Source organism: Streptomyces sp. Root1304, from assembly GCF_001426405.1.
GTDB lineage: Bacteria > Actinomycetota > Actinomycetes > Streptomycetales > Streptomycetaceae > Streptomyces.
The window spans coordinates 1,042,754-1,062,663 of the sequence record NZ_LMEP01000001.1 but is presented as its reverse complement, the minus strand read 5'-3'; the positions used below and the strand labels follow the sequence as shown (position 1 = coordinate 1,062,663).

Sequence of the window (19,910 nt, the reverse complement as noted above, 5' to 3'; positions counted from 1 at the left end):
GATGGGTGGCTGGTCGTTGCTTGAGAACTACACAGTGGACGCGAGCATCTGTGGCCAAGTTTTTAAGGGCGCACGGTGGATGCCTTGGCACCAGGAACCGATGAAGGACGTGGGAGGCCACGATAGTCCCCGGGGAGCCGTCAACCAGGCTTTGATCCGGGGGTTTCCGAATGGGGAAACCCGGCAGTCGTCATGGGCTGTCACCCATGCCTGAACACATAGGGCATGTGGAGGGAACGAGGGGAAGTGAAACATCTCAGTACCCTCAGGAAGAGAAAACAACCGTGATTCCGGGAGTAGTGGCGAGCGAAACCGGATGAGGCCAAACCGTATGCGTGTGATACCCGGCAGGGGTTGCGCATGCGGGGTTGTGGGATCTCTCTTTCACAGTCTGCCGGCTGTGAGACGAGTCAGAAACCGTTGATGTAGGCGAAGGACATGCGAAAGGTCCGGCGTAGAGGGTAAGACCCCCGTAGCTGAAACATTGACGGCTCGTTTGAGAGACACCCAAGTAGCACGGGGCCCGAGAAATCCCGTGTGAATCTGGCGGGACCACCCGCTAAGCCTAAATATTCCCTGGTGACCGATAGCGGATAGTACCGTGAGGGAATGGTGAAAAGTACCGCGGGAGCGGAGTGAAATAGTACCTGAAACCGTGTGCCTACAAGCCGTGGGAGCGTCGCTCATTGAGTTTACTCAATGGGTCGTGACTGCGTGCCTTTTGAAGAATGAGCCTGCGAGTTTGCGGTGCGTTGCGAGGTTAACCCGTGTGGGGAAGCCGTAGCGAAAGCGAGTCCGAACAGGGCGATTCAGTAGCGCGCTCAAGACCCGAAGCGGAGTGATCTAGCCATGGGCAGGTTGAAGCGGAGGTAAGACTTCGTGGAGGACCGAACCCACCAGGGTTGAAAACCTGGGGGATGACCTGTGGTTAGGGGTGAAAGGCCAATCAAACTCCGTGATAGCTGGTTCTCCCCGAAATGCATTTAGGTGCAGCGTCGTGTGTTTCTTGCCGGAGGTAGAGCACTGGATAGGCGATGGGCCCTACCGGGTTACTGACCTTAGCCAAACTCCGAATGCCGGTAAGTGAGAGCACGGCAGTGAGACTGTGGGGGATAAGCTCCATGGTCGAGAGGGAAACAGCCCAGAGCATCGACTAAGGCCCCTAAGCGTACGCTAAGTGGGAAAGGATGTGGAGTCGCAGAGACAACCAGGAGGTTGGCTTAGAAGCAGCCACCCTTGAAAGAGTGCGTAATAGCTCACTGGTCAAGTGATTCCGCGCCGACAATGTAGCGGGGCTCAAGCGTACCGCCGAAGTCGTGTCATTGCAGTACRTACCCCCAACGGGGACTGTGATGGGTAGGGGAGCGTCGTGTGCCGGGTGAAGCAGCCGCGGAAGCGAGTTGTGGACGGTTCACGAGTGAGAATGCAGGCATGAGTAGCGATACACACGTGAGAAACGTGTGCGCCGATTGACTAAGGGTTCCTGGGTCAAGCTGATCTGCCCAGGGTAAGTCGGGACCTAAGGCGAGGCCGACAGGCGTAGTCGATGGACAACCGGTTGATATTCCGGTACCCGCTTTGAAACGCCCAATATCGAGCCCATTAATGCTAAGGCCGTGAAGCCGTTCCGGACCCTTCGGGGAAAGGAAAGTGGTGGAGCCGCTGACCCAAGGTGGTAGTAGGTAAGCGATGGGGTGACGCAGGAAGGTAGTCCAGCCCGGGCGGTGGTAGTCCCGGGGTAAGGGTGTAGGCCGTGTGATAGGCAAATCCGTCACACATTGAGGCTGAGACCTGATGCCGAGCCGATTGTGGTGAAGTGGATGATCCTATGCTGTCGAGAAAAGCCTCTAGCGAGTTTCATGGCGGCCCGTACCCTAAACCGACTCAGGTGGTCAGGTAGAGAATACCGAGGCGTTCGGGTGAACTATGGTTAAGGAACTCGGCAAAATGCCCCCGTAACTTCGGGAGAAGGGGGGCCACGTCTGGTGATGAGTCTTGCACTCTGAGCTGGGGGTGGCCGCAGAGACCAGCGAGAAGCGACTGTTTACTAAAAACACAGGTCCGTGCGAAGCCGTAAGGCGATGTATACGGACTGACGCCTGCCCGGTGCTGGAACGTTAAGGGGACCGGTTAGTCACATTTCGGTGTGGCGAAGCTGAGAACTTAAGCGCCAGTAAACGGCGGTGGTAACTATAACCATCCTAAGGTAGCGAAATTCCTTGTCGGGTAAGTTCCGACCTGCACGAATGGCGTAACGACTTCTCGACTGTCTCAACCATAGGCCCGGTGAAATTGCACTACGAGTAAAGATGCTCGTTTCGCGCAGCAGGACGGAAAGACCCCGGGACCTTTACTACAGTTTGATATTGGTGTTCGGTTCGGCTTGTGTAGGATAGGTGGGAGACTTTGAAGCAGCCACGCCAGTGGTTGTGGAGTCGCCGTTGAAATACCACTCTGGTCGTGCTGGATGTCTAACCTCGGTCCGTGATCCGGATCAGGGACAGTGTCTGATGGGTAGTTTAACTGGGGCGGTTGCCTCCCAAAGGGTAACGGAGGCGCCCAAAGGTTCCCTCAGCCTGGTTGGCAATCAGGTGTTGAGTGTAAGTGCACAAGGGAGCTTGACTGTGAGACCGACGGGTCGAGCAGGGACGAAAGTCGGGACTAGTGATCCGGCGGTGGCTTGTGGAAGCGCCGTCGCTCAACGGATAAAAGGTACCCCGGGGATAACAGGCTGATCTTCCCCAAGAGTCCATATCGACGGGATGGTTTGGCACCTCGATGTCGGCTCGTCGCATCCTGGGGCTGGAGTCGGTCCCAAGGGTTGGGCTGTTCGCCCATTAAAGCGGTACGCGAGCTGGGTTTAGAACGTCGTGAGACAGTTCGGTCCCTATCCGCTGCGCGCGTAGGAATATTGAGAAGGGCTGTCCCTAGTACGAGAGGACCGGGACGGACGAACCTCTGGTGTGCCAGTTGTCCTGCCAAGGGCATGGCTGGTTGGCTACGTTCGGGAGGGATAACCGCTGAAAGCATCTAAGCGGGAAGCCTGCTTCGAGATGAGTATTCCCACCTCCTTGAGAGGGTAAGGCTCCCAGTAGACGACTGGGTTGATAGGCCGGATGTGGAAGCCCAGTAATGGGTGGAGCTGACCGGTACTAATAGGCCGAGGGCTTGTCCTCAGTTGCTCGCGTCCACTGTGTTAGTTCTGAAGTAACGAACCGTGCYGATATCCGGTTGGTTAACTTCATAGAGTTTCGGTGGTCATAGCGTTAGGGAAACGCCCGGTTACATTCCGAACCCGGAAGCTAAGCCTTTCAGCGCCGATGGTACTGCAGGGGGGACCCTGTGGGAGAGTAGGACGGGAAACGCCCGGTTACATTCCGAACCCGGAAGCTAAGCCTTTCAGCGCCGATGGTACTGCAGGGGGGACCCTGTGGGAGAGTAGGACGCCGCCGAACAATCATTGTGGGAAAGCCCCGCACCTCATGGTGCGGGGCTTTTCTGCGTTTACGGCCCGGAAGGGTTCCGGAACCTTCCGGAACCCTTCCGGGTCAGGCCGGCGTGACCAGCTGGGTGTCGTAGGCCAGGATCACCGCTTGCACCCGGTCCCGGGCGCCCGTCTTCGACAGGATGCGGCCCACATGGGTCTTCACCGTCGACTCCGCGAGGTGGAACCGTTCGGCGATCTCCGTGTTCGTCCAGCCCTGGCCGATGACCGTGAGGATCTCGCGTTCCCGTTCCGTCAGGGAGGCGAGACGGGGGTCCTCCGGGTGGGGATCGGCCGCGGGGGACTGCGGCAGGTGGTGGATGTACGCGTCCAGGAGGCGGCGGGTGAGGCTCGGGGCGACGACCGCGTCCCCGCTCGCCACCGCGCGGATGCCGGCCAGCAGCTCTTCCGGCTGGGCGTCCTTCACCAGGAAGCCGCTCGCGCCGGCGCGCAGGCCGTCGTACGCGTACTCGTCGAGATCGAAGGTCGTGACGATCAGGATCCGGCTGCGGGCGCCCGTCGCGATGATGCGGCGGGTGGCCTCGATGCCGTCCAGGCCCGGCATCCGGATGTCCATCAGGACGACGTCGGGGTGGTGCCGGTCGACCAGGCGGATCGCCTCGGTGCCGTTCGAGGCCTCCCCGACGATTGTCATGTCGTCCTGGCTCTCCAGCAGCATGCGGAAGCCGAAACGCTGCATCGGCTGGTCGTCGGCGATGAGAACGGTCGTCACGAGGGGGAGTCCTCCCGGGGGAGTCGGAGCCTGACCTGCCAGCCGCCGGCCGGCAGGGGGCCGCTGTCGAGTGTGCCGTCGTAGAGCGCCGCGCGTTCCCGCATGCCCGTGAGCCCCTGGCCCGGCGACGAGGCCGGGGCGGGGGTGCGCGTGCTCGTGTTCGTGATCTCCACCCTGGCCTCCCGCGCGGTGTACGTCAGCAGAACGGTCGCCTTCGCCCCCTCGCCCGCGTGCTTCAGGGTATTGGTCAGGGCCTCCTGGATCACCCGGTAGACCGTCAGCTGGGCGCCCGGCGGGAGGACTTGGGCGTTCGGGACGTCGTCGTGGGCCTCGTAACGGACCGGCAGGCCCGCCTTGCGTACGCCCGTGATCAGGGTGTCGAGGTCGGCGAGGGTCGGCTGGGGGTCGCGGGCCGCCTCCTGCTCGTCGTCGCGCAGGACACCGAGCAGGCGGCGGAGTTCGGCGAGGGCCTCGCGGCTCGTCGTACCGATGGCGTCGAGGGCCTGGGCGGCCCGCTCGGGGCTCTTCGCCGCCGCGTAACGGCCGCCGTCGGCGAGGCCGGTGATGACCGAGAGGTTGTGGCCGATGATGTCGTGCATCTCGCGGGCGATCCGGGTGCGTTCGGCCGCCGCCGCGAGCCGGATCTCCTGGTCGCGCACGATCTCCAGACGGCGGGCCCGGTCCACCAGGGCGGCGGTGTGGTCCCTGCGGGAACGGACGACGATGCCGAGGAGGGAGACCAGCGCGTACGTCGACAGGGTGGGGACGACGTGCTGGTCCCAGCTGCCGCGCGGATACAGGACGGCGCCCGTCACGAGCGGCGGCAGGAGCAGGGCGAGGGCCCAGAGCAGGGTGCGCGGCCGGCGTACCAGCGCGAGGTGGAAGAGCGGGATCAGCTGGAGGTACACGGCCTGGAGGAAGGCGCCCGAGACGGCGCTGCCGAGTGCCGCGCAGGCCATCACGGTCAGCACGGCCATCGGCCGGCGGCGGCGCAGGAAGAGGGGGAGGGCCAGGCACAGGCTGAGGACGACCACCAGCCAGGTGGGGACGGTCGGGTCGGGGGCGGTGGTCCGCCAGCCGCCCGACGCGTCCACGAGCGCCGCCCCGGTCCAGAAGAGGGTCAGGGCGGCGTCCCAGATCCAGGGGCGGCGGGCGTCGGCGGCGCGGACCAGGGTGAGCAGGTGCTGGACGCGTCCGCTGAGGCCAGTCGTTCCCGTGGTGTGCGTGGTCACCCCGTCATCATCCTCATACGTCCCGGCGCTTGAGCAACAGCGCGGGGACCACGAGTGCCACCGCCGCCCACAGGAGCAGGGCGAGGAGCGCGGCGCCGGGGGAGGCGGCGTCCGGCAGCGGGGTGGCGGAGCCGAGGACGCCGGACGCCTGGGTGGGGAAGTACCGGACGGCCGTCTCCATCGCCCCGTAAGGGAGCATCCCGAGGATCTCGGGGACGATCAGGACCCCGCCGACGAAGGCGCCGATCGCGCCCGGCACCGAGCGGAGGCCCGCGCCGAGACCGAGGGCGATGAGACCGAGGAGGGTGAGGCCGACGGCGTTGCCCGCGAGGGCGGCGAGGACGCCGTCGTCGGTGAGGGAGGCGGCCTGGTCGGTGTCGGAGAGGAAGACCTGTGCGGCGAGGAAGGTCAGCACGTTGGTGACGAAGGTGACCGTGAGGACGGTGCCGGTGAAGACGGCGGCCTTCGCCCACAGGACGGGCAGGCGGGTGGGGACGGCGGTGAGGGTGGCGCGGATCGTGCCCGTCGCGTACTCGCCGGCCGTGACGAGGATGCCGAGGACGGCGAGTGCGATGGCGCCGAGCTGGGAGCCGTAGAGGGTGAGGACGACGGTGTCGACGTCGGAGTCGCCGCCGTCGGAGGTGTACGTGGTGCCCATGAGGACGCCGACGCCGAGGACGAGCGCGGCGGCGGTGAGGACCGTGATCCAGCTGGAGCGGAGCGTCCGGAGTTTGTGCCACTCGGAGTGGACGACCCGGGCGAGGGTGACGGTCCCGGTGCCGGGGGTCCTCGGGGTGGTGTCGGGGGTGGCCTCGGGGAGGGTGGTGGTCGTCATGCGGGGGCTCCCTGGTACTCGACGGAGTCGTGGGTGAGGGCCATGAACGCCTGCTCCAGGGACGGGGCCTGGGGGGTGAGTTCATGGAGGGGGACGCCGTGGGCGGCGGCCGTGCGGCCGATCTCCGGGGCGTCCGGGCCGGTGACGAGAAGGGTGTCGGGGGCATCGACGGTGATCCCGGCGCCCGGCAGGAGGCCGCGCAGCCGGTCGGCCTCGGGGGTGACGACCCTGACGGAGCTGCCGCCGGAGGTGCGGACGAGTTCGTCGACCGTTGTGTCGGCGAGGAGCCGGCCCTTGCCGATGACGATCAGGTGGTCGGCGGTGAGTGCCATCTCGCTCATCAGGTGCGAGGAGACGAGGACGGTACGGCCCTCGGCGGCCAGGGACTTGAGGAGGGTGCGGATCCAGAGGACACCCTCGGGGTCGAGGCCGTTGACCGGTTCGTCGAGGACGACGGTGGCCGGGTCGCCGAGGAGGGCGGCGGCCATGCCGAGGCGCTGGCCCATGCCGAGGGAGAAGCCCTTCACGCGCTTGTGGGCGACCTGGGTGAGACCGGTCAGGGCGAGCACCCGCTCGACCCGCGCCGCGGGGATGCCGTGGGTGTGGGCGAGGGCCGTGAGGTGGTGGTGGGCGGTCCGGCCGGGGTGCACGGAGCGGGCTTCGAGGAGGGCGCCGACGCGGGTGAGCGGGGCGCCGTGCCGGGCGTAGGGGAGTCCGTCGACGGTGGCGTGGCCGCGGGTCGGGGCGTCGAGGCCCAGGATCATGCGGAGGGTGGTGGACTTTCCGGCGCCGTTGGGGCCGAGGAAGCCGGTGACGGTGCCCGGGTGGACGGTGAAGCTGAGGTCGCGGACGACGGTGGTGTCCCCGTACCTCTTGGTGAGGTTCTCTGCTCGGATCATGTCTTCGACGGTAGGGAGCGGCGGGCGGCCGGGCGTCCGACCGGGGGCGGGGGCGGGGCGGCGGGCGTAGTACCGGGGTACGACGAGGGGGAAAAGGCCTTGTCGGCGGGGGTGGGGGCGTCGGAGGATCGGGCCATGGACCTTTCGATACGTGTCATCCGTGCCGACGAGTGGGAGCGGACCCGCGAGATCCGCCTCGCGGCCCTGCGGGATCCGGTCGCGCACCTGGCGTTCCTCGACACGTACGAGGCGGCCGTCGCGCGTCCGGACGAGTTCTGGCGGGACCGGGCGGCGGCCGCGTCGGACTCGGGTGACGGGAAGGTGCGGCAGTTCGTGGCCGAGACCACGGACGGGCGCTGGGTCGGGACCGTCTCGGTGCTGGTGGAACGGGCCGGGGCGGAGCTGACGTTCGGGCCGGTGCCGAAGGCCGACCAGACGCACATCGTCGGTGTCTATGTGCGCCCCGAGGTCCGTGGGACGGGTGCGGTCGACGCGCTGTTCCGGGCGGCCCTGGAGTGGTCCTGGGCGCTTCCGGAGCCGGTGGAGCGGGCGCGGCTGTACGTCCACGAGGACAACGCGCGGGCCGCCGCCTTCTACGAGCGGTTCGGGTTCACGGCCTCGGGCGTGCGGGTGCCGGTGCCGGGGCACGACAGGGCGATGGAGGTCGAGTACGAGGTGGGGCGGCCGACCGTCCGGCACGGGGAGTACGCGCTGCGGGCGATCCGTTCCGACGAGTGGGAGCGGGTGCGGGAGCTGCGGCTCGCGGCCCTGCGGGACCCGGTGGCGGCGCTGGCCTTCGTGGAGTCGTACGAGGAGGCGGCGGCCCGGCCGGACGCCTTCTGGCAGGAGCGGGCCGAGGGCGGTTCGGAGGACCGGGGCACGTGGATCCGGCAGTTCGTGGCCGAGGCGGCCGACGGGCGCTGGGTCGGCACGGTGACGGTGCTGGTGGAGCGGCCGGAGGACGGGCGGACGCTCTTCGGTGACGTGGTGACGGTGCCGCAGACCGATGTGGTGGGTGTGTACGTGCGTCCGGAGGCACGCGGCGGCGGTCTGGTGGACGCGCTGCTGCGGGTGGCCGTGGAGTGGTCGTGGGCGCGGCCGGCGCCGCTGGTGGAGCGGGTCCGGCTGTTCGTGCACGAGGAGAACGAGCGGGCGGCGGCCGTGTACCGCCGGTTCGGTTTCGTGGCGACGGGCGGCCGGGCGGACACGCTGGGTTCGGGTGAGCCCCGGGACCTGGAGCACGAGCTGCGGCGGCCGGTCTGAGGGGCGGGTGTCGTGTCGGGCCGGCGGCCGGACACGACACCCTCAGGCGGGGTGCGGGGAGTACTCCGGCCAGCGGGAGCGGGCCTGTTCGCGGGAGCGGAGCAGGGCGAGGGTCGGGAGGCCCTGGGTGTGGCCGGTGGCGAGCAGCTCGGGGAGCTGGGGCAGCGGGGCCACGGCGGCGACGTCGTCGAGGACGAGCGTCAGTGGTGGGTCGAGCCGACCGTCGGATGACCGTGCGGCCATGCGGCGGCCGTGCTCGACCACGCTTGCGGCGAGCGCCGTGAGGAGCGGCATCGCGCCGGGGTGGGTGCGGGGATCCTCGATCGGTTCCCCCACCACGTAGAGGGTGCCCCCTTCGGGGAGGAAAGATGCCAGGGCCAGCGAATCCGTTCGATTCGGGGTGCAGGCTTCCCTGATGTGGACCGAGGAGAGCGCGGAGAGCGCACGGGCCGTCAGTTCCTGGGCCAGGCGGCGGCTTTCCGGGTGGGCGGTGAGGGCCGCTTCGAGGAGTCCGGCGTGGCCGGAGGCGGCCTTCGGGTGGCTGCGGAGGATGCGTACCGGTTCGTGGGCGCCCGCGCCCTGTGCCCAGCGGTGGACCTGGCGGAAGGGGCGTCCGTCGACGGCGGCGGCGTGCAGCCAGCAGCGCAGGAGCGTTTCCGCGGTGTCGGCGGTGGCCGCGTCCAGGCGGGCGTGTGGGCATACGGGGGCCAGCAGGGCGACCGCGCGCTGCTTGGCGGTCTCCGGGTCCTCGCAGTGTTCGGAGGGCGACCAGTGGAGGCGGGCCGGGGTGTCGCAGAGGTGGCCGGGGTCGTGGACGAGGACCGGGCCGAGTTTGCCGCGGGCGTCCTTGGTGGCGGACCAGACGGTGGGGTCGGAGGTGACGACCAGGACCGCGCCCTCGGCGTCCCGGATCGCCTGTACGGCGGCGGGGCGGCGGGCTTCCGGGGGGCCGTAGAGGGTGCGGGTGCTTCCTGTGGAGGCTGGGCTCGGGGGCGGTGCGGGAGCCGGGGCTGGTGTCGGGGCCGGGGTGGGGGTCGGCGGGTGTTCCGTCGCCGGGCGGCGGGGGGCCGGGGGCGCGGGTTCCCGTAGGGGCTCCGCGGGCTCCCGTACGGGCTTCTCCGGCTTCCGTAGGGGGTCCTGGGGTGCTGCGGGCCCCGGGGTCTCCCGTACGGGCTCCGGGAACTCCCGTACGGGCCTGCGGGATTCCCGTACGGGCTCCTCGCGGGCCGGCTCCCGGTCCGGGGTGTACACGCCCGCCTTCCTGTTCGCCCTGACCGCTCGCCAGCGGGCCACCGTGCCCAGGGCGAAGACCGCGAGGACGAGGAGGATCATCGCCTCGCCGATCAGCAGGCCCCAGAACAGGCCGTACCCCGACAGCTGGCCCGGCGGGGTGGACGGCCAGGCCGCCGGGAGGTCCGTCGGGGCCGTCGCCAGGGAGCGCAGGGCCGACGGGGTGCCCGTGAAGGCGACGCCCTGCGGCCAGGCGCCGTGGGAGAAGAGACCGGAGAGGCCGGTCGCCGTCCACACCAGGACCGTGAGGCAGAGGAGGAGGGCGAAGAGGCTGAGCAGCAGCCCGTCGGAGACGCCTCCGCCTCCGCCCCCTCCCTTCCGTGCCGATTCCATCTATGCCACCGTCGACTGCGAAGTGCCGTTCATCTGCTGCTCGATGAGGATCGCGCGCTGTTCCGTCTCCCACTCCAGTTCCGGATCGGTGGCCGAGGACTCGGTCATGGCGCGGTCCGTGTAGACGAGCGGGCGTTCCCGTTCGGTGATGAGGTGTTTGACCACCTGCACGTTGCCGTTGACGTCCCAGACCGCGATGCCGGGGGTGAGGGTCGGGATGATCTCGACCGCCCAGCGTGGCAGGCCGAGGACCCGGCCGGTGTTGCGTGCCTCGTCGGCCTTCTGGGCGTAGATGGTCCGGGTGGAGGCCATCTTGAGGATCGCCGCCGCTTCCTTGGCCGCCGCTCCGTCGACGACGTCGGAGAGGTGGTGGACGACGGCGACGAAGGACAGGCCGAGGCGTCGGCCGAACTTCAGCAGCCGCTGGAACAGCTGGGCCACGAAGGGGCTGTTGATGATGTGCCAGGCCTCCTCGACCAGGAAGATGCGCTTCTTCCGGTCGGGGCGGATCCAGGTGTGCTCCAGCCAGACGCCGACGATCGCCATGAGGATCGGCATGGCGATGGAGTTGCGGTCGATGTGGGAGAGGTCGAAGACGATCAGGGGCGCGTCGAGGTCGATGCCGACGGTCGTCGGGCCGTCGAACATGCCCCGGAGGTCACCGTCGACCAGCCGGTCCAGGACGAGGGCGACGTCCAGGCCCCAGGCTCGTACGTCGTCTATGTCGACGTTCATCGCCTCGGCGGACTCGGCCTCGGGGTGGCGGAGGCGCTCGACGATGTCGGTGAGGATCGGCTGCCGGTCGGTGGTGTGCTCGGTGACGTAGGCGTGGGCGACCTTGAGCGCGAAGCCGGAGCGCTCGTCGAGGCCGTGGCCCATGGCCACCTCGATGATCGTACGGAGCAGGGCGAGCTGGCCCGTGGTCGTGATCGACGGGTCGAGCGGGTTCAGGCGGATCCCGGAGTCGTTGGCGACCATCGGGTCCAGGCGGATGGGGGTTATCCCCAGCTCCTGGGCGATGAGGTTCCATTCGCCGACGCCGTCCTCGCCCTGGGCGTCGAGGACCACGACCTGCCGGTCGCGGAAGCGGAGCTGGCGGAGCACGTACGTCTTCTCCAGCGCCGACTTGCCGTTGCCGGACTCGCCGAGGACCAGCCAGTGCGGGGCGGGCAGTTGCTGCCCGTACAGCTGGAAGGGGTCGTAGATGTACCCCTTCCCGCTGTAGACCTCGCGGCCGATGATGACGCCGGAGTCGCCGAGGCCGGGTGCGGCGGTCGGCAGGTAGACGGCCTGGGCCTGCCCGGTGGAGGTGCGGACGGGCAGGCGGGTCGTCTCCACCTTCCCGAGGACGAAGGAGGTGAAGGCATCGGTGAGGACGGACAGCGGATCTCGCATCGGTCTGTGCCCCTTCGGCCCTAGCGGCGGATGCCGGTCGCGAACGGCAAGGTGTTCACAAAGGCCCGGTGGTGCTCGCGGTCGCACCACTCCAGCTTCAGGTACGACTTGCCGGCGGAGGCCCTGATCGTGCGCTTGTCCCGGGCCAGGGCCTCGGGCGAACGCGACGACACCGTGATGTACCCGACGAGGTTCACTCCGGCCGCGCCACTGGCGAGATCTTCACCCCGCTGGTCGAGCCGGCCGTGGGCGGCGATGTCGCGCGGGTCGACCGTGCGGTTCATCTTGGCGGCGCGGCTGGCGTCGGCCTCGTCGTTGGTCTTCTCGGTGAGCATCCGCTCGATGGCGACCTCGGTGGGCTCCAGGTCCATGGTCACGGCGACCGTACGGATGACGTCCGGGGTGTGGACGAGGAGCGGGGCGAGGAAGTTCACGCCGACCGGGGTCATCGGCCATTCCTTCACCCAGGCGGTGGCGTGGCACCAGGGGGCGCGGGTGGAGGACTCGCGGGTCTTGGCCTGGAGGTACGTCGGTTCCATCGCGTCGAGTTCGGCCGGCCAAGCGTTTCGTTTCGTCATGGCCTGGATGTGGTCGATGGGGTGGTCCGGGTCGTACATGGAGTGCACGAGGGAGGCGAGCCGGGACTGGCCGAGGGGCTGGCGGACGCGGATGTCGGCCTCGGCGAGGCGGGCGCAGATGTCGGTGAGCTCGCGGGCCATGACGACGGCGAGGCCGGCGTCGCGGTCGAGCCTGCGGGCGCCGGAGGCGTGCCGGGCGGCGCGGGCCATGGCGTTGGCCTCGGCGGCGAGTTCGCGCGTGTAGTGCATGCAGGCGACGAGGTAGGCGCGGTGCTGCTCGCTGGAGGTGGAGACCATGGACTGGAGCTGGTCGTACGACTCCATGAGCCACGCGGGGGCGTGCGGGTCGCCGCGCTGGCCGACGTCCTTGGCGTGGGCGTCGGGGTCGGCGGGGAGGGTGCGGGCCAGCATCTGGAGGCGGGTCACGAAGCCGTCGCCGTTGGCGACGTGCTTGAGGAGGGTGCCGAAGCGGTCGACCAGGGCTTCCTGGTCCTCGCTGTCGCGCAGGCCGACGCCGGGGCCCTCGATCTCGATGGCGGCGGTGACGGTGCGGCGGTCGGCGTGCAGGAGGACGGCGATCTCGTCGGGGCCGAAGGGGGCGGCGAGCCAGCCGACGCGGCCGATGCCGGGCGGCGGGCCGACCTCGACCTCGCGGCCGTCGAGGCGGGTGCCGGCCTCGGTGACGACGGAGCGGTAGGCCGTGCCGCGCTTGAGCATCCGCTTGTAGCTGCGGTTGATCTCGAACCACTTGTAGAAGGTGCGGTGCTTGTACGGGACGTACACGGCGGCGATGGCGACCATGGGCAGGCCTGCGAGGAGTGCGATCCGCAGCGGGAGGAGAGGGACGAGGAGTCCGCTCATCATGCCGAGGAAGGCGCCGGCGATGATCAGGGCGATCTCGCCGGTCTCGCGGTTCTTGCCGACGATCGCGTTCGGCCGGGCGCGGCCCACGAGATACGTACGGCGGGGCGCGACCGGCTGGGACTGGGTCGTCAACGCCCTGCACCTCCAGAGTTCTTGCGGTTGCTGTGCGGGGTACCCGCGGTGGGACTGCTGCTGCGGGGGGCGGGCGGGGGAGTCGCGCCGCCACCGCCGCCGCGGCTGCTGTGGGCGGCCATGCCGCCGGACATCGGGTTGGCGGCGCGGGCGGCCTGGGGGGACTGGCCGCCGCCGTCGCCGCGGGAGCTGTGCGTCTTGATGCCCTGGGAGACGAGGGACGCGGGGGAGGAGATGACGGCCGCGGCCGCGTTCTCACCGGCGCGGTGCAGGCGGTTGTTGCGGGAGGCGGCGATCTCGTCGCCGAAGCCGGGGACGAAGCGGTAGATCATCGCGGAGGCGAAGATCGCGAGCAGGATGATCGCGAGGCCGGACACGACGGCGGAGAACGAGTCGGGGCCGGTGCCGGAGGAGAGTGCGCCGGCCAGGCCCAGGACGATGACGATGACCGGTTTGACCATGATGATCGCGATCATGATGCCGGCCCAGCGGCGGACGTGGCCCCACATGTTCTTGTCGACGAGCCCGGAGTAGACGACGACGCCGAGGAGGGCGCCGACGTACAGCATCACGGCGCGGAGGAACAGCTCCAGGTAGAGCACGCCGGCGGCGAGGACGGTCACCAGCGACACGATGATCAGCATGATGGGGCCGCCACCGATGCTGTCGCCCTTCTGGAGGGCCTGCTTGAAGCTGCCGAAGAAGACGTCGGTCTGCTGGCCGGTGCCGGAGGCGATGACCTCGGTGACGGCGTCGGTGGCATTGACGACGGTGTAGAGGATCAGCGGGGTGAAGGCGGAGGCGAGGACCGTCAGCCAGAGGAATCCGATGGCCTCGGAGAAGGCGGTGGTGAGGGGGACGCCGCGGATGGCGCGCTTGGCGACCGCGAGGAGCCAGAGGAGCAGGGTGAGGAAGGTCGCGGCGGCGAAGACGATGGCGTAGCGGCCGAGGAACTCGAGGTTGGTGAAGTCGACGTCGGCGGTCTCTTTGACGGCCTTGGAGAGGTAGTCGATGGTCGCGATGGCGGCGTCGGCGCAGCCGCGGGCGAGGGAGGAGAGGGGGTCGACGGCGGCGGTGGGGTCGGTGGCGGGGGTGTTGGCGGCGCCGCCGCTCTGGCCTCGCTCGCACAGCTCCCTGGCCTGGCCCACGATGAGGGCGCACTTGTTGTCCGTGGCGCTCGGGCTCGGCGTGGGACCCGTCGGGGTCGGCGTGGGCGCCGCCTGGGCGTACGAGGAGAAGAGGAACGGTGCGGCGAGGAACGCGGCGGTGAGCGTGGCCGTCGCACGGCCCGCCAGTCTGCGGCTAGCGGGCATAGGTGAAGCCTCCGTATCCCTCGACGGCCTCGGCGATCTCGTCGGCCATGGACGCGCGGTTGTCCCCGTTGACCGGGGTCGGGCCCTCGGTCTGGCTGGACGAGCTGATGCGCCAGTCGCCGCCGACCCAGGTGAGCTTCTGCGTGAGGGTGAACCAGGTGGACGTGACGGGCTTGGTCGACCCGACGCCGGCCAGGCCGACCAGGCCGGTGCACCAGACGTCGACCGTCGCGGAGGTGTCGGTGTAGTCCCGGACCTTGGCGCCGACGGGGATGGTGCGGGAGACGAAGGTCAGGCCTGAGGGCGCGGTGCCGCTCGCGTCGAGCCCGATCCCGGTGAGGAAGTCGGCGGTGTAGGAGGCGTCGAGCCGCTTCACCAGGTCGTCCGTGACGGCGGGGTCGTGGGTGGCGCGCACGATGTCCTCGCGGGGGCCGTCCTGGAACATGCCGGCCGACCCCAGCGCCACCGCGTAGTTCGTCGCCGCGCTCTGGGCGCCCTGGTCGTCGTGGGTGTAGCCGGTGGGGATTCGGCCGTTCTTGCCGGTGACCGGGCGGACGCCCGTCGCCGCTGTGGGGGCCGCCTTGCCGGCGGTGGTGCCGGAGGGGCCCGCCGCGTCCGCCGGTTCGCCGCCGCCGCGGTTGGCGAAGGCGATGGCCGCGACGAGGAGGACGACCACGCCCACGACCGTGATGAGGGAGCGGGAGCTGCGGACGGGGCGGCGGGCGCCGCCGTAGACGTCGCCGCTGTTGCCCTCGGGCAGGCGGGTCCGGGTCTGGCCCGAGCCGCCCACGCCGCCGAAGCTGTCGTGCTCGTCACCGGGACTCATGCCGGGTACGCCCCCTCACTGGTTCGCGGTACGGGCAGTGCTGCAACATGACTGGACATCAGGAACGCATTCTCAGGAGGACGGGGTCCGACGGGGACTCAGACGGCCATCCCGTACACGATGGTGAACAGCGTCCCCAGCGAGCCGATGATGAAGACTCCGGTCAGGCCGGCCACGATCAGGCCCTTGCCCTGTTCCGCGCTGAACGTGTCCCGGAGGGCGGTCGCGCCGATGCGCTGCTTGGCCGCTCCCCAGATGGCGATGCCGAGGCAGAGCAGGATGGCCACGGCCATCACGACCTCGATCATCACCTTGGCCTCGTTGCCCAGGCTCCCGAAAGGCCCCCAGTTCGGGGCGATTCCACCGATGATGGTGGTGATGTCGCCCTTTTCAGCCGCCAGGTACATGTAACTCACCGCCCCTGTGGGGTAGTTGGTTTGGCCCTGCCGGACGGCATGGGTCATCGCCCTATCTTCGCTGATGAAACCGCTCGCGTGTGACGGCTTGGCGGCTCTCTTTACCCGATCCCCGCACATCTGACCGACTTGACCGTCTTGACCTGCGGTGGTGCGGCCGGTTTCTATGCAAGGAAGCGTATGGTCACTCTGTGTATCACGGAGAGTGACTCCGGGCAATGATTGTCGTTGTTGCACTCTTGGGGCGGCGTCAGGGGCGAGGTGACCGGGGGGTGTCGCGCAAGCGGCCCCGGCGGGCACCGGGCGACCTAGACTGTCCCCCGGGGGCGTACTGGCATGGGCCGAGGGGTGGTTGACGGTGCGTAGGGCCGGCAAGGCGTGGCTGGTGGGCGGTGGGGCGTTCGGGGTCTGTCTCGGCTTCGTCGTCCTGATCGTCGTCGGTACGTACTCGGCGGCGGCCGGTCTCGTCGGCGGCGCGGGCGGCGCGAAGAACGGCACCGTGGCCCTCGCCAAGGGTTCCGTACCGGCGCTCTACCAGGGGCTCGTGCAGCGGTGGGGGAACCTCTGCCCCGCCATCAACCCGGCCCTGCTCGCCGCCCAGCTCTATCAGGAGAGCGGCTGGAACCCGCGGGCCGTCTCCTCCGCGGACGCCCGGGGCATCGCCCAGTTCATCCCCAGCACCTGGGCCGGTCACGGCGTGGACGGCGACGGGGACGGTGACCGGGACATCTGGGACCCCAAGGACGCGATCCCCTCGGCGGCCTCGTACGACTGCGAGCTGGCCGGTTACGTGAAGGACGTGCCCGGGGACCCGGCGAACAACATGCTGGCGGCGTACAACGCGGGCGCGTACCGGGTCATCAGGAACGGCGGGGTCCCGCCCATCAGCGAGACCCAGAACTACGTGCGGATCATCCGGTCCCTGGAGAAGAGCTTCGCCCGGCCGCTGGGCCGGGTCGATCCCTCCCGGCAGGCGGCCGGGGCGATCCACTGGGCGCAGCAGAAGCTCGGCACCCCGTACCTCTGGGGCGGGACCGGGACGGCCGCGCAGAACGGCCGGTTCGACTGCTCGGGCCTCACCCAGGCCGCGTTCGACAGCGTCGGCGTCCAGCTGCCGCGCGTCGCCAACGACCAGTACAACGCCGGACCGCACCCCTCGCGCGACGAACTGCTCCCCGGCGACCTGGTCTTCTTCTCCGACGACCTGACCGACTCCCGGGCCATCCGGCACGTCGGCATCTACGTCGGCGGCGGGTACATGATCGACGCCCCGCGCACCGGAGCGGTGATCCGCTTCGACCGGATCGACACCCCGGACTACTTCGGCGCGACCCGGGTCACCAAGGAGGGCGCGGCGGCGCTGCCGACCCATTTCCCGGAGGGGTGAGCGGAGGAGACGGGCCGTCGGGGCCGTACTGGACATGGCCGGAACTCTCCGTCATGCAGGGGCCCTGAGCTGCGGAGAACCGTCACTCTTCGATAACGTCGTCATGATCCACCTGAGAGACGGAACGTGCGCCTCGGGCGACTCGTTCCCTGATCCGAGCGCTCTGACCACGGGGGTTGGAAACCGGACACACAGACACGAGAGCAAGGGGCCGCAGCAGATGGCTGTACTCGCATCGGACGGTTCGAACCCCGATGTCGGCCTGCTCTACGACATCAACGGGCTGGCCAAGGCCGCCCCGCCCTGGTTCGACCGTGTCATGGAGTTCGTCGGCGAGTACGGGATCATGCTCGCGATGGTGCTGGTGATGCTGTGGTGCTGGTGGAGCGTCCGCCGGCGCGGCACCCTCGCCGACTCCGTCTCCGCCGTCGCCGGACTCGTCTGGGCCCCGCTGGCGGCCGGGATCGCGCTCCTGGTCAACATCCCCATCCGCGGCTTCGTCGAGCGCCCCCGCCCGTTCAAGGAGCACCAGGGCCTCGAGGTCCTCGTCGACGGGAAGACCGACTTCTCCTTCGTCAGCGACCACGCCACCCTCGCGATGGCGCTCGGCGTCGGGGTCTTCGTCGCCCACCGCAGGTTCGGGCTCGCCGCCATCGGACTGGCCCTCGCCGAGGGCTTCGCGCGCGTCTACATGGGTGTGCACTACCCGACCGACGTGATCGGCGGCTTCGCCCTCGGTACGGCGGTGGCGCTGCTCCTGGCGCCGCTCGCGCTCGCGCTGCTCACCCCGCTGCTGTCCGCCGTCGCCCGCTCGCCGCGCGGTGCCCGGCTGGTCCGCTCCCGCCGGGCCGAGGCGCCGCGGCGCCCGGAGGCGGTCGGCATCCCGGAGCCGCGCGTCAACGGCCAGGCCACCGGCCCGGACAACGGCAGGAACGACCTCGCGGCGTAACGGGTACCGCGGCTCGGGCGTCCTCGCCCGCCGTCGCCCCCACCCGGAGGCCTCCCGCGCCCCCGCTCAGCGGTCTCCCGCCGCCTCGCTCAGAGCTGTTCGCCCGTCGTCGTGCGCAGGTGGTCCGCCGCGTCCGTGCGGGCACGGTCTCTGGATCTTCGCGCCGGGCCCGTCCAGCCGCAGCTGCAGCGTGCCAGCGCGAACGAGCCGCGCTCCGTCGTCGTCGTGTGGTGGGACTGCGCGTGCACCCCACCACCGTACTGCGCGTGACGGCGCGCCCGGACCGTCGTTATGGGATCGGGTGCCCCCGGACCCGCGGGGCCCGTGGGGAGGGCGGGTCCCGGGCAAACAGCGGTGAGGCGTTGGGGGTTGGCAGGCGATGGTGGTGCATCGGTACGGGCGTCCGCACGGTCGTGGGCGCGGGGCGTTCGCCGTCACCGCCGTCCTGGTCGGCTCCCTCGTGGGGGCCGGGGCGGTCACGGGGTGCGCGGCCCCCGAGGACCCGAAGCCGACGGGCGATCCCGCCGTCGCCGTACGGGACGCGGCCGGGGTGCTGACGAAGGCCGGCACCTCCAAGGCCACCACCTCCATGGAGATGGCGGCGGGCGGGACCCGGGTGACCATCAGGGGTGAGGGCCGCTACGACTTCCGGCGCCGTACCGGCCGGCTCCAGGTGGTGCTGCCGAAGGACGCCGCCGGGACGAGCGCGCACCGGCCGATCACCGAGCTGCTCACCCCCGGCGCGCTCTACATGAAGAACCGGGGGGCCGGGGTGCCCGCCGACAAGTGGGTCCGGGTGGACACCACCACCCTCGACGACGGGAACCTGGTCACCGGCGGGGCCACCGATCCGGCCGCCGCGGTCGAGCTGCTGCGGGGCGTCCGGGAGGTCACGTACCTCGGCGAGGTCGATCTGGCAGGGGTGAAAGTCAGCCACTACCGGGGGGTCACGGACATCGCCCGGGCCGCCCGGGTCGCCTCGCCGCAGCTGCGGGGAGCGCTCGCCGCGGCGGCGAAAGGGTTCACCAAGGACACCGTGCCCTTCGACGCGTACCTCGACGGGGAGGGGCGGCTGCGGAAGGTGCGCCACCAGTTCAGTTTCAGCAACCGGGGGCGGACGGTCGCGGTCGCGTCGACGACCCTGCTGTACGGCTTCGGGGTGCCCGTCGAGGTGACGCTGCCGGACCACCGTGACATCTACGCCGGGAAGATCAAGGCCTGACCTGGGCCGCTGCCGCCGGGGCCATCGGCAAATGGTCCGGACGTGTCATGCGCGGTGTGTGCCGCCGTCCCTACGCTGGGAGACCGCTGGGAGACCGACGCCGGCAGGAAGAGGTGGATGCGCGTGGCCCCGCCCGGTACAGCGACCGTGCCCGCAGACCCGGACCGCGTCGCCCTCGCCGAGATAGAGCTCTGCGGCGAGCTGATCATCGCGGCCTCGGCCGCGGACGGGGAGCGGCTCAGCGCCGACCGCATCGACGAGGTGCTGCGGGTGGCGGCGGAGCGGGCGGCGGAGGACCACCGCTGACGTACGGCTCCGCCCGCGCCTGCGGAGGGGAGGGTACGGCTCCGCCCACGCCGGCGGACGGGAGCTGCTCAGGTGCGCAGCATGCGGGCGATGGCCTTGGTGGCCTCCTCGACCTTGGCGTCGATGCCCTCGCCGCCCTTGGCCGCGGCGTCCGCGACGCAGTGCCGCAGGTGCTCCTCCAGGAGCTGGAGCGCGAAGGACTGGAGCGCCTTCGTGGAGGCGGAGACCTGCGTGAGTATGTCGATGCAGTAGACGTCCTCGTCGACCATCCGCTGCAGACCGCGGATCTGGCCCTCGATCCGGCGGAGCCGCTTGAGGTGCTCGTCCTTCTGCTTGTGGTAGCCGTGCACACCGTGCTCGTGGTCGGCCGGCTCGACGGCCTCGACGGCCTCGGGGGTGACCTGGTCCGCCTCGGTGGTCGTCATCGCGTCCTCCCGTTGTCCATTAAGGGGG

At 69.6% G+C, this 19,910-nt stretch carries 17 protein-coding genes, 2 rRNA genes and 1 pseudogene; 8 read left to right on the top strand and 12 right to left on the bottom strand.

From position 1 onward, the window contains the following. Nucleotides 1–52: 52 nt before the first annotated feature. Nucleotides 53–3,176 (top strand): 23S ribosomal RNA (locus tag ASD33_RS04955). Between the two features lie 83 nt (nucleotides 3,177–3,259). Beyond that, nucleotides 3,260–3,356: ribosomal RNA gene (gene rrf, locus ASD33_RS04950) — 5S ribosomal RNA — on the top strand. Nucleotides 3,357–3,548: 192 nt separating this feature from the next. Here the strand turns inward: rrf and ASD33_RS04945 are convergent. The 4 genes from ASD33_RS04945 to ASD33_RS04930 are packed head-to-tail and all read right to left on the bottom strand — an operon-like array spanning nucleotide 3,549 to nucleotide 7,183. Beyond that, complete coding sequence (locus tag ASD33_RS04945) at nucleotides 3,549–4,217, bottom strand: response regulator transcription factor (protein ID WP_056553644.1); 669 nt, start codon at nucleotides 4,215–4,217, stop codon at nucleotides 3,549–3,551. Beyond that, nucleotides 4,214–5,449, bottom strand: coding sequence for a histidine kinase (locus ASD33_RS04940; RefSeq protein WP_056553641.1), 1,236 nt, complete (start codon nucleotides 5,447–5,449; stop codon nucleotides 4,214–4,216). The genes ASD33_RS04945 and ASD33_RS04940 overlap by 4 nt, the downstream gene beginning before the upstream one ends. 13 nt (nucleotides 5,450–5,462) lie before the next feature. Then, nucleotides 5,463–6,284 (bottom strand): ABC transporter permease, encoded by an 822-nt coding sequence (locus tag ASD33_RS04935; protein ID WP_056553638.1) that lies wholly within the window; start codon nucleotides 6,282–6,284, stop codon nucleotides 5,463–5,465. Further along, complete coding sequence (locus ASD33_RS04930; protein ID WP_056553635.1) at nucleotides 6,281–7,183, bottom strand: ATP-binding cassette domain-containing protein; 903 nt, start codon at nucleotides 7,181–7,183, stop codon at nucleotides 6,281–6,283. The genes ASD33_RS04935 and ASD33_RS04930 overlap by 4 nt, the downstream gene beginning before the upstream one ends. A 135-nt stretch (nucleotides 7,184–7,318) precedes the next feature. Between ASD33_RS04930 and ASD33_RS35690 the strand changes: the two are divergent. After that, a pseudogene (locus tag ASD33_RS35690) lies at nucleotides 7,319–7,867 on the top strand (GNAT family N-acetyltransferase); the annotation flags it as partial. Beyond that, nucleotides 7,841–8,446 carry a GNAT family N-acetyltransferase gene (locus ASD33_RS33855; RefSeq protein WP_107103635.1) on the top strand — a complete coding sequence of 202 codons (606 nt, stop codon included), beginning with the start codon at nucleotides 7,841–7,843 and terminating at the stop codon, nucleotides 8,444–8,446. The pseudogene ASD33_RS35690 and the gene ASD33_RS33855, both read left to right, overlap by 27 nt. A gap of 42 nt (nucleotides 8,447–8,488) precedes the next feature. Here ASD33_RS33855 and ASD33_RS04920 read toward each other — a convergent pair whose 3' ends face one another. The 6 genes from ASD33_RS04920 to ASD33_RS04895 form a co-directional block, all read right to left on the bottom strand. Beyond that, nucleotides 8,489–10,069, bottom strand: a complete 1,581-nt coding sequence (locus ASD33_RS04920; protein ID WP_056553632.1) for a type IV secretory system conjugative DNA transfer family protein — start codon at nucleotides 10,067–10,069, stop codon at nucleotides 8,489–8,491. Then, complete coding sequence (locus tag ASD33_RS04915; RefSeq protein WP_056553630.1) at nucleotides 10,070–11,464, bottom strand: ATP-binding protein; 1,395 nt, start codon at nucleotides 11,462–11,464, stop codon at nucleotides 10,070–10,072. A gap of 20 nt (nucleotides 11,465–11,484) precedes the next feature. Then, nucleotides 11,485–13,038 (bottom strand): SCO6880 family protein, encoded by a 1,554-nt coding sequence (locus ASD33_RS04910; RefSeq protein WP_056553627.1) that lies wholly within the window; start codon nucleotides 13,036–13,038, stop codon nucleotides 11,485–11,487. Next, nucleotides 13,035–14,351: a hypothetical protein gene (locus tag ASD33_RS04905; protein WP_056553624.1), complete on the bottom strand. Its 1,317-nt coding sequence runs from the start codon at nucleotides 14,349–14,351 to the stop codon at nucleotides 13,035–13,037. Before ASD33_RS04905 ends, ASD33_RS04910 begins: the two co-directional genes overlap by 4 nt. Then, the gene (locus ASD33_RS04900) at nucleotides 14,341–15,177 is read right to left on the bottom strand and encodes a hypothetical protein (protein ID WP_056553621.1); all 837 of its coding nucleotides are present in this window, start codon (nucleotides 15,175–15,177) and stop codon (nucleotides 14,341–14,343) included. Before ASD33_RS04900 ends, ASD33_RS04905 begins: the two co-directional genes overlap by 11 nt. A 98-nt stretch (nucleotides 15,178–15,275) precedes the next feature. After that, nucleotides 15,276–15,584, bottom strand: coding sequence for a hypothetical protein (locus tag ASD33_RS04895; protein WP_024757447.1), 309 nt, complete (start codon nucleotides 15,582–15,584; stop codon nucleotides 15,276–15,278). A gap of 367 nt (nucleotides 15,585–15,951) precedes the next feature. Here ASD33_RS04895 and ASD33_RS04890 point away from each other — a divergent pair, with 367 nt between their 5' ends. Continuing rightward, a complete protein-coding gene (locus ASD33_RS04890) occupies nucleotides 15,952–16,980 on the top strand; it encodes a bifunctional lytic transglycosylase/C40 family peptidase (RefSeq protein WP_107103634.1) in 1,029 nt (342 codons plus the stop codon). A 220-nt stretch (nucleotides 16,981–17,200) separates the two neighbouring features. Then, nucleotides 17,201–17,929 carry a phosphatase PAP2 family protein gene (locus tag ASD33_RS04885; protein ID WP_056553618.1) on the top strand — a complete coding sequence of 243 codons (729 nt, stop codon included), beginning with the start codon at nucleotides 17,201–17,203 and terminating at the stop codon, nucleotides 17,927–17,929. Between the two features lie 89 nt (nucleotides 17,930–18,018). On the opposite strand, the gene ASD33_RS33850 is transcribed toward ASD33_RS04885, so the two are convergent. Further along, nucleotides 18,019–18,177 carry a hypothetical protein gene (locus ASD33_RS33850; protein WP_199863440.1) on the bottom strand — a complete coding sequence of 53 codons (159 nt, stop codon included), beginning with the start codon at nucleotides 18,175–18,177 and terminating at the stop codon, nucleotides 18,019–18,021. A gap of 131 nt (nucleotides 18,178–18,308) precedes the next feature. On the opposite strand from ASD33_RS33850, the gene ASD33_RS04880 reads away from it, so the two are divergent. Both ASD33_RS04880 and ASD33_RS04875 read left to right on the top strand, forming a co-directional pair. Next, nucleotides 18,309–19,151 carry a hypothetical protein gene (locus tag ASD33_RS04880; RefSeq protein WP_056553615.1) on the top strand — a complete coding sequence of 281 codons (843 nt, stop codon included), beginning with the start codon at nucleotides 18,309–18,311 and terminating at the stop codon, nucleotides 19,149–19,151. A 117-nt stretch (nucleotides 19,152–19,268) separates the two neighbouring features. Then, a complete protein-coding gene (locus ASD33_RS04875) occupies nucleotides 19,269–19,457 on the top strand; it encodes a hypothetical protein (RefSeq protein ID WP_107103622.1) in 189 nt (62 codons plus the stop codon). A gap of 68 nt (nucleotides 19,458–19,525) precedes the next feature. Here the strand turns inward: ASD33_RS04875 and ASD33_RS04870 are convergent, their stop codons facing one another. Continuing rightward, nucleotides 19,526–19,882, bottom strand: a complete 357-nt coding sequence (locus tag ASD33_RS04870) for a metal-sensitive transcriptional regulator (RefSeq protein ID WP_056553612.1) — start codon at nucleotides 19,880–19,882, stop codon at nucleotides 19,526–19,528. Nucleotides 19,883–19,910: the final 28 nt, after the last annotated feature.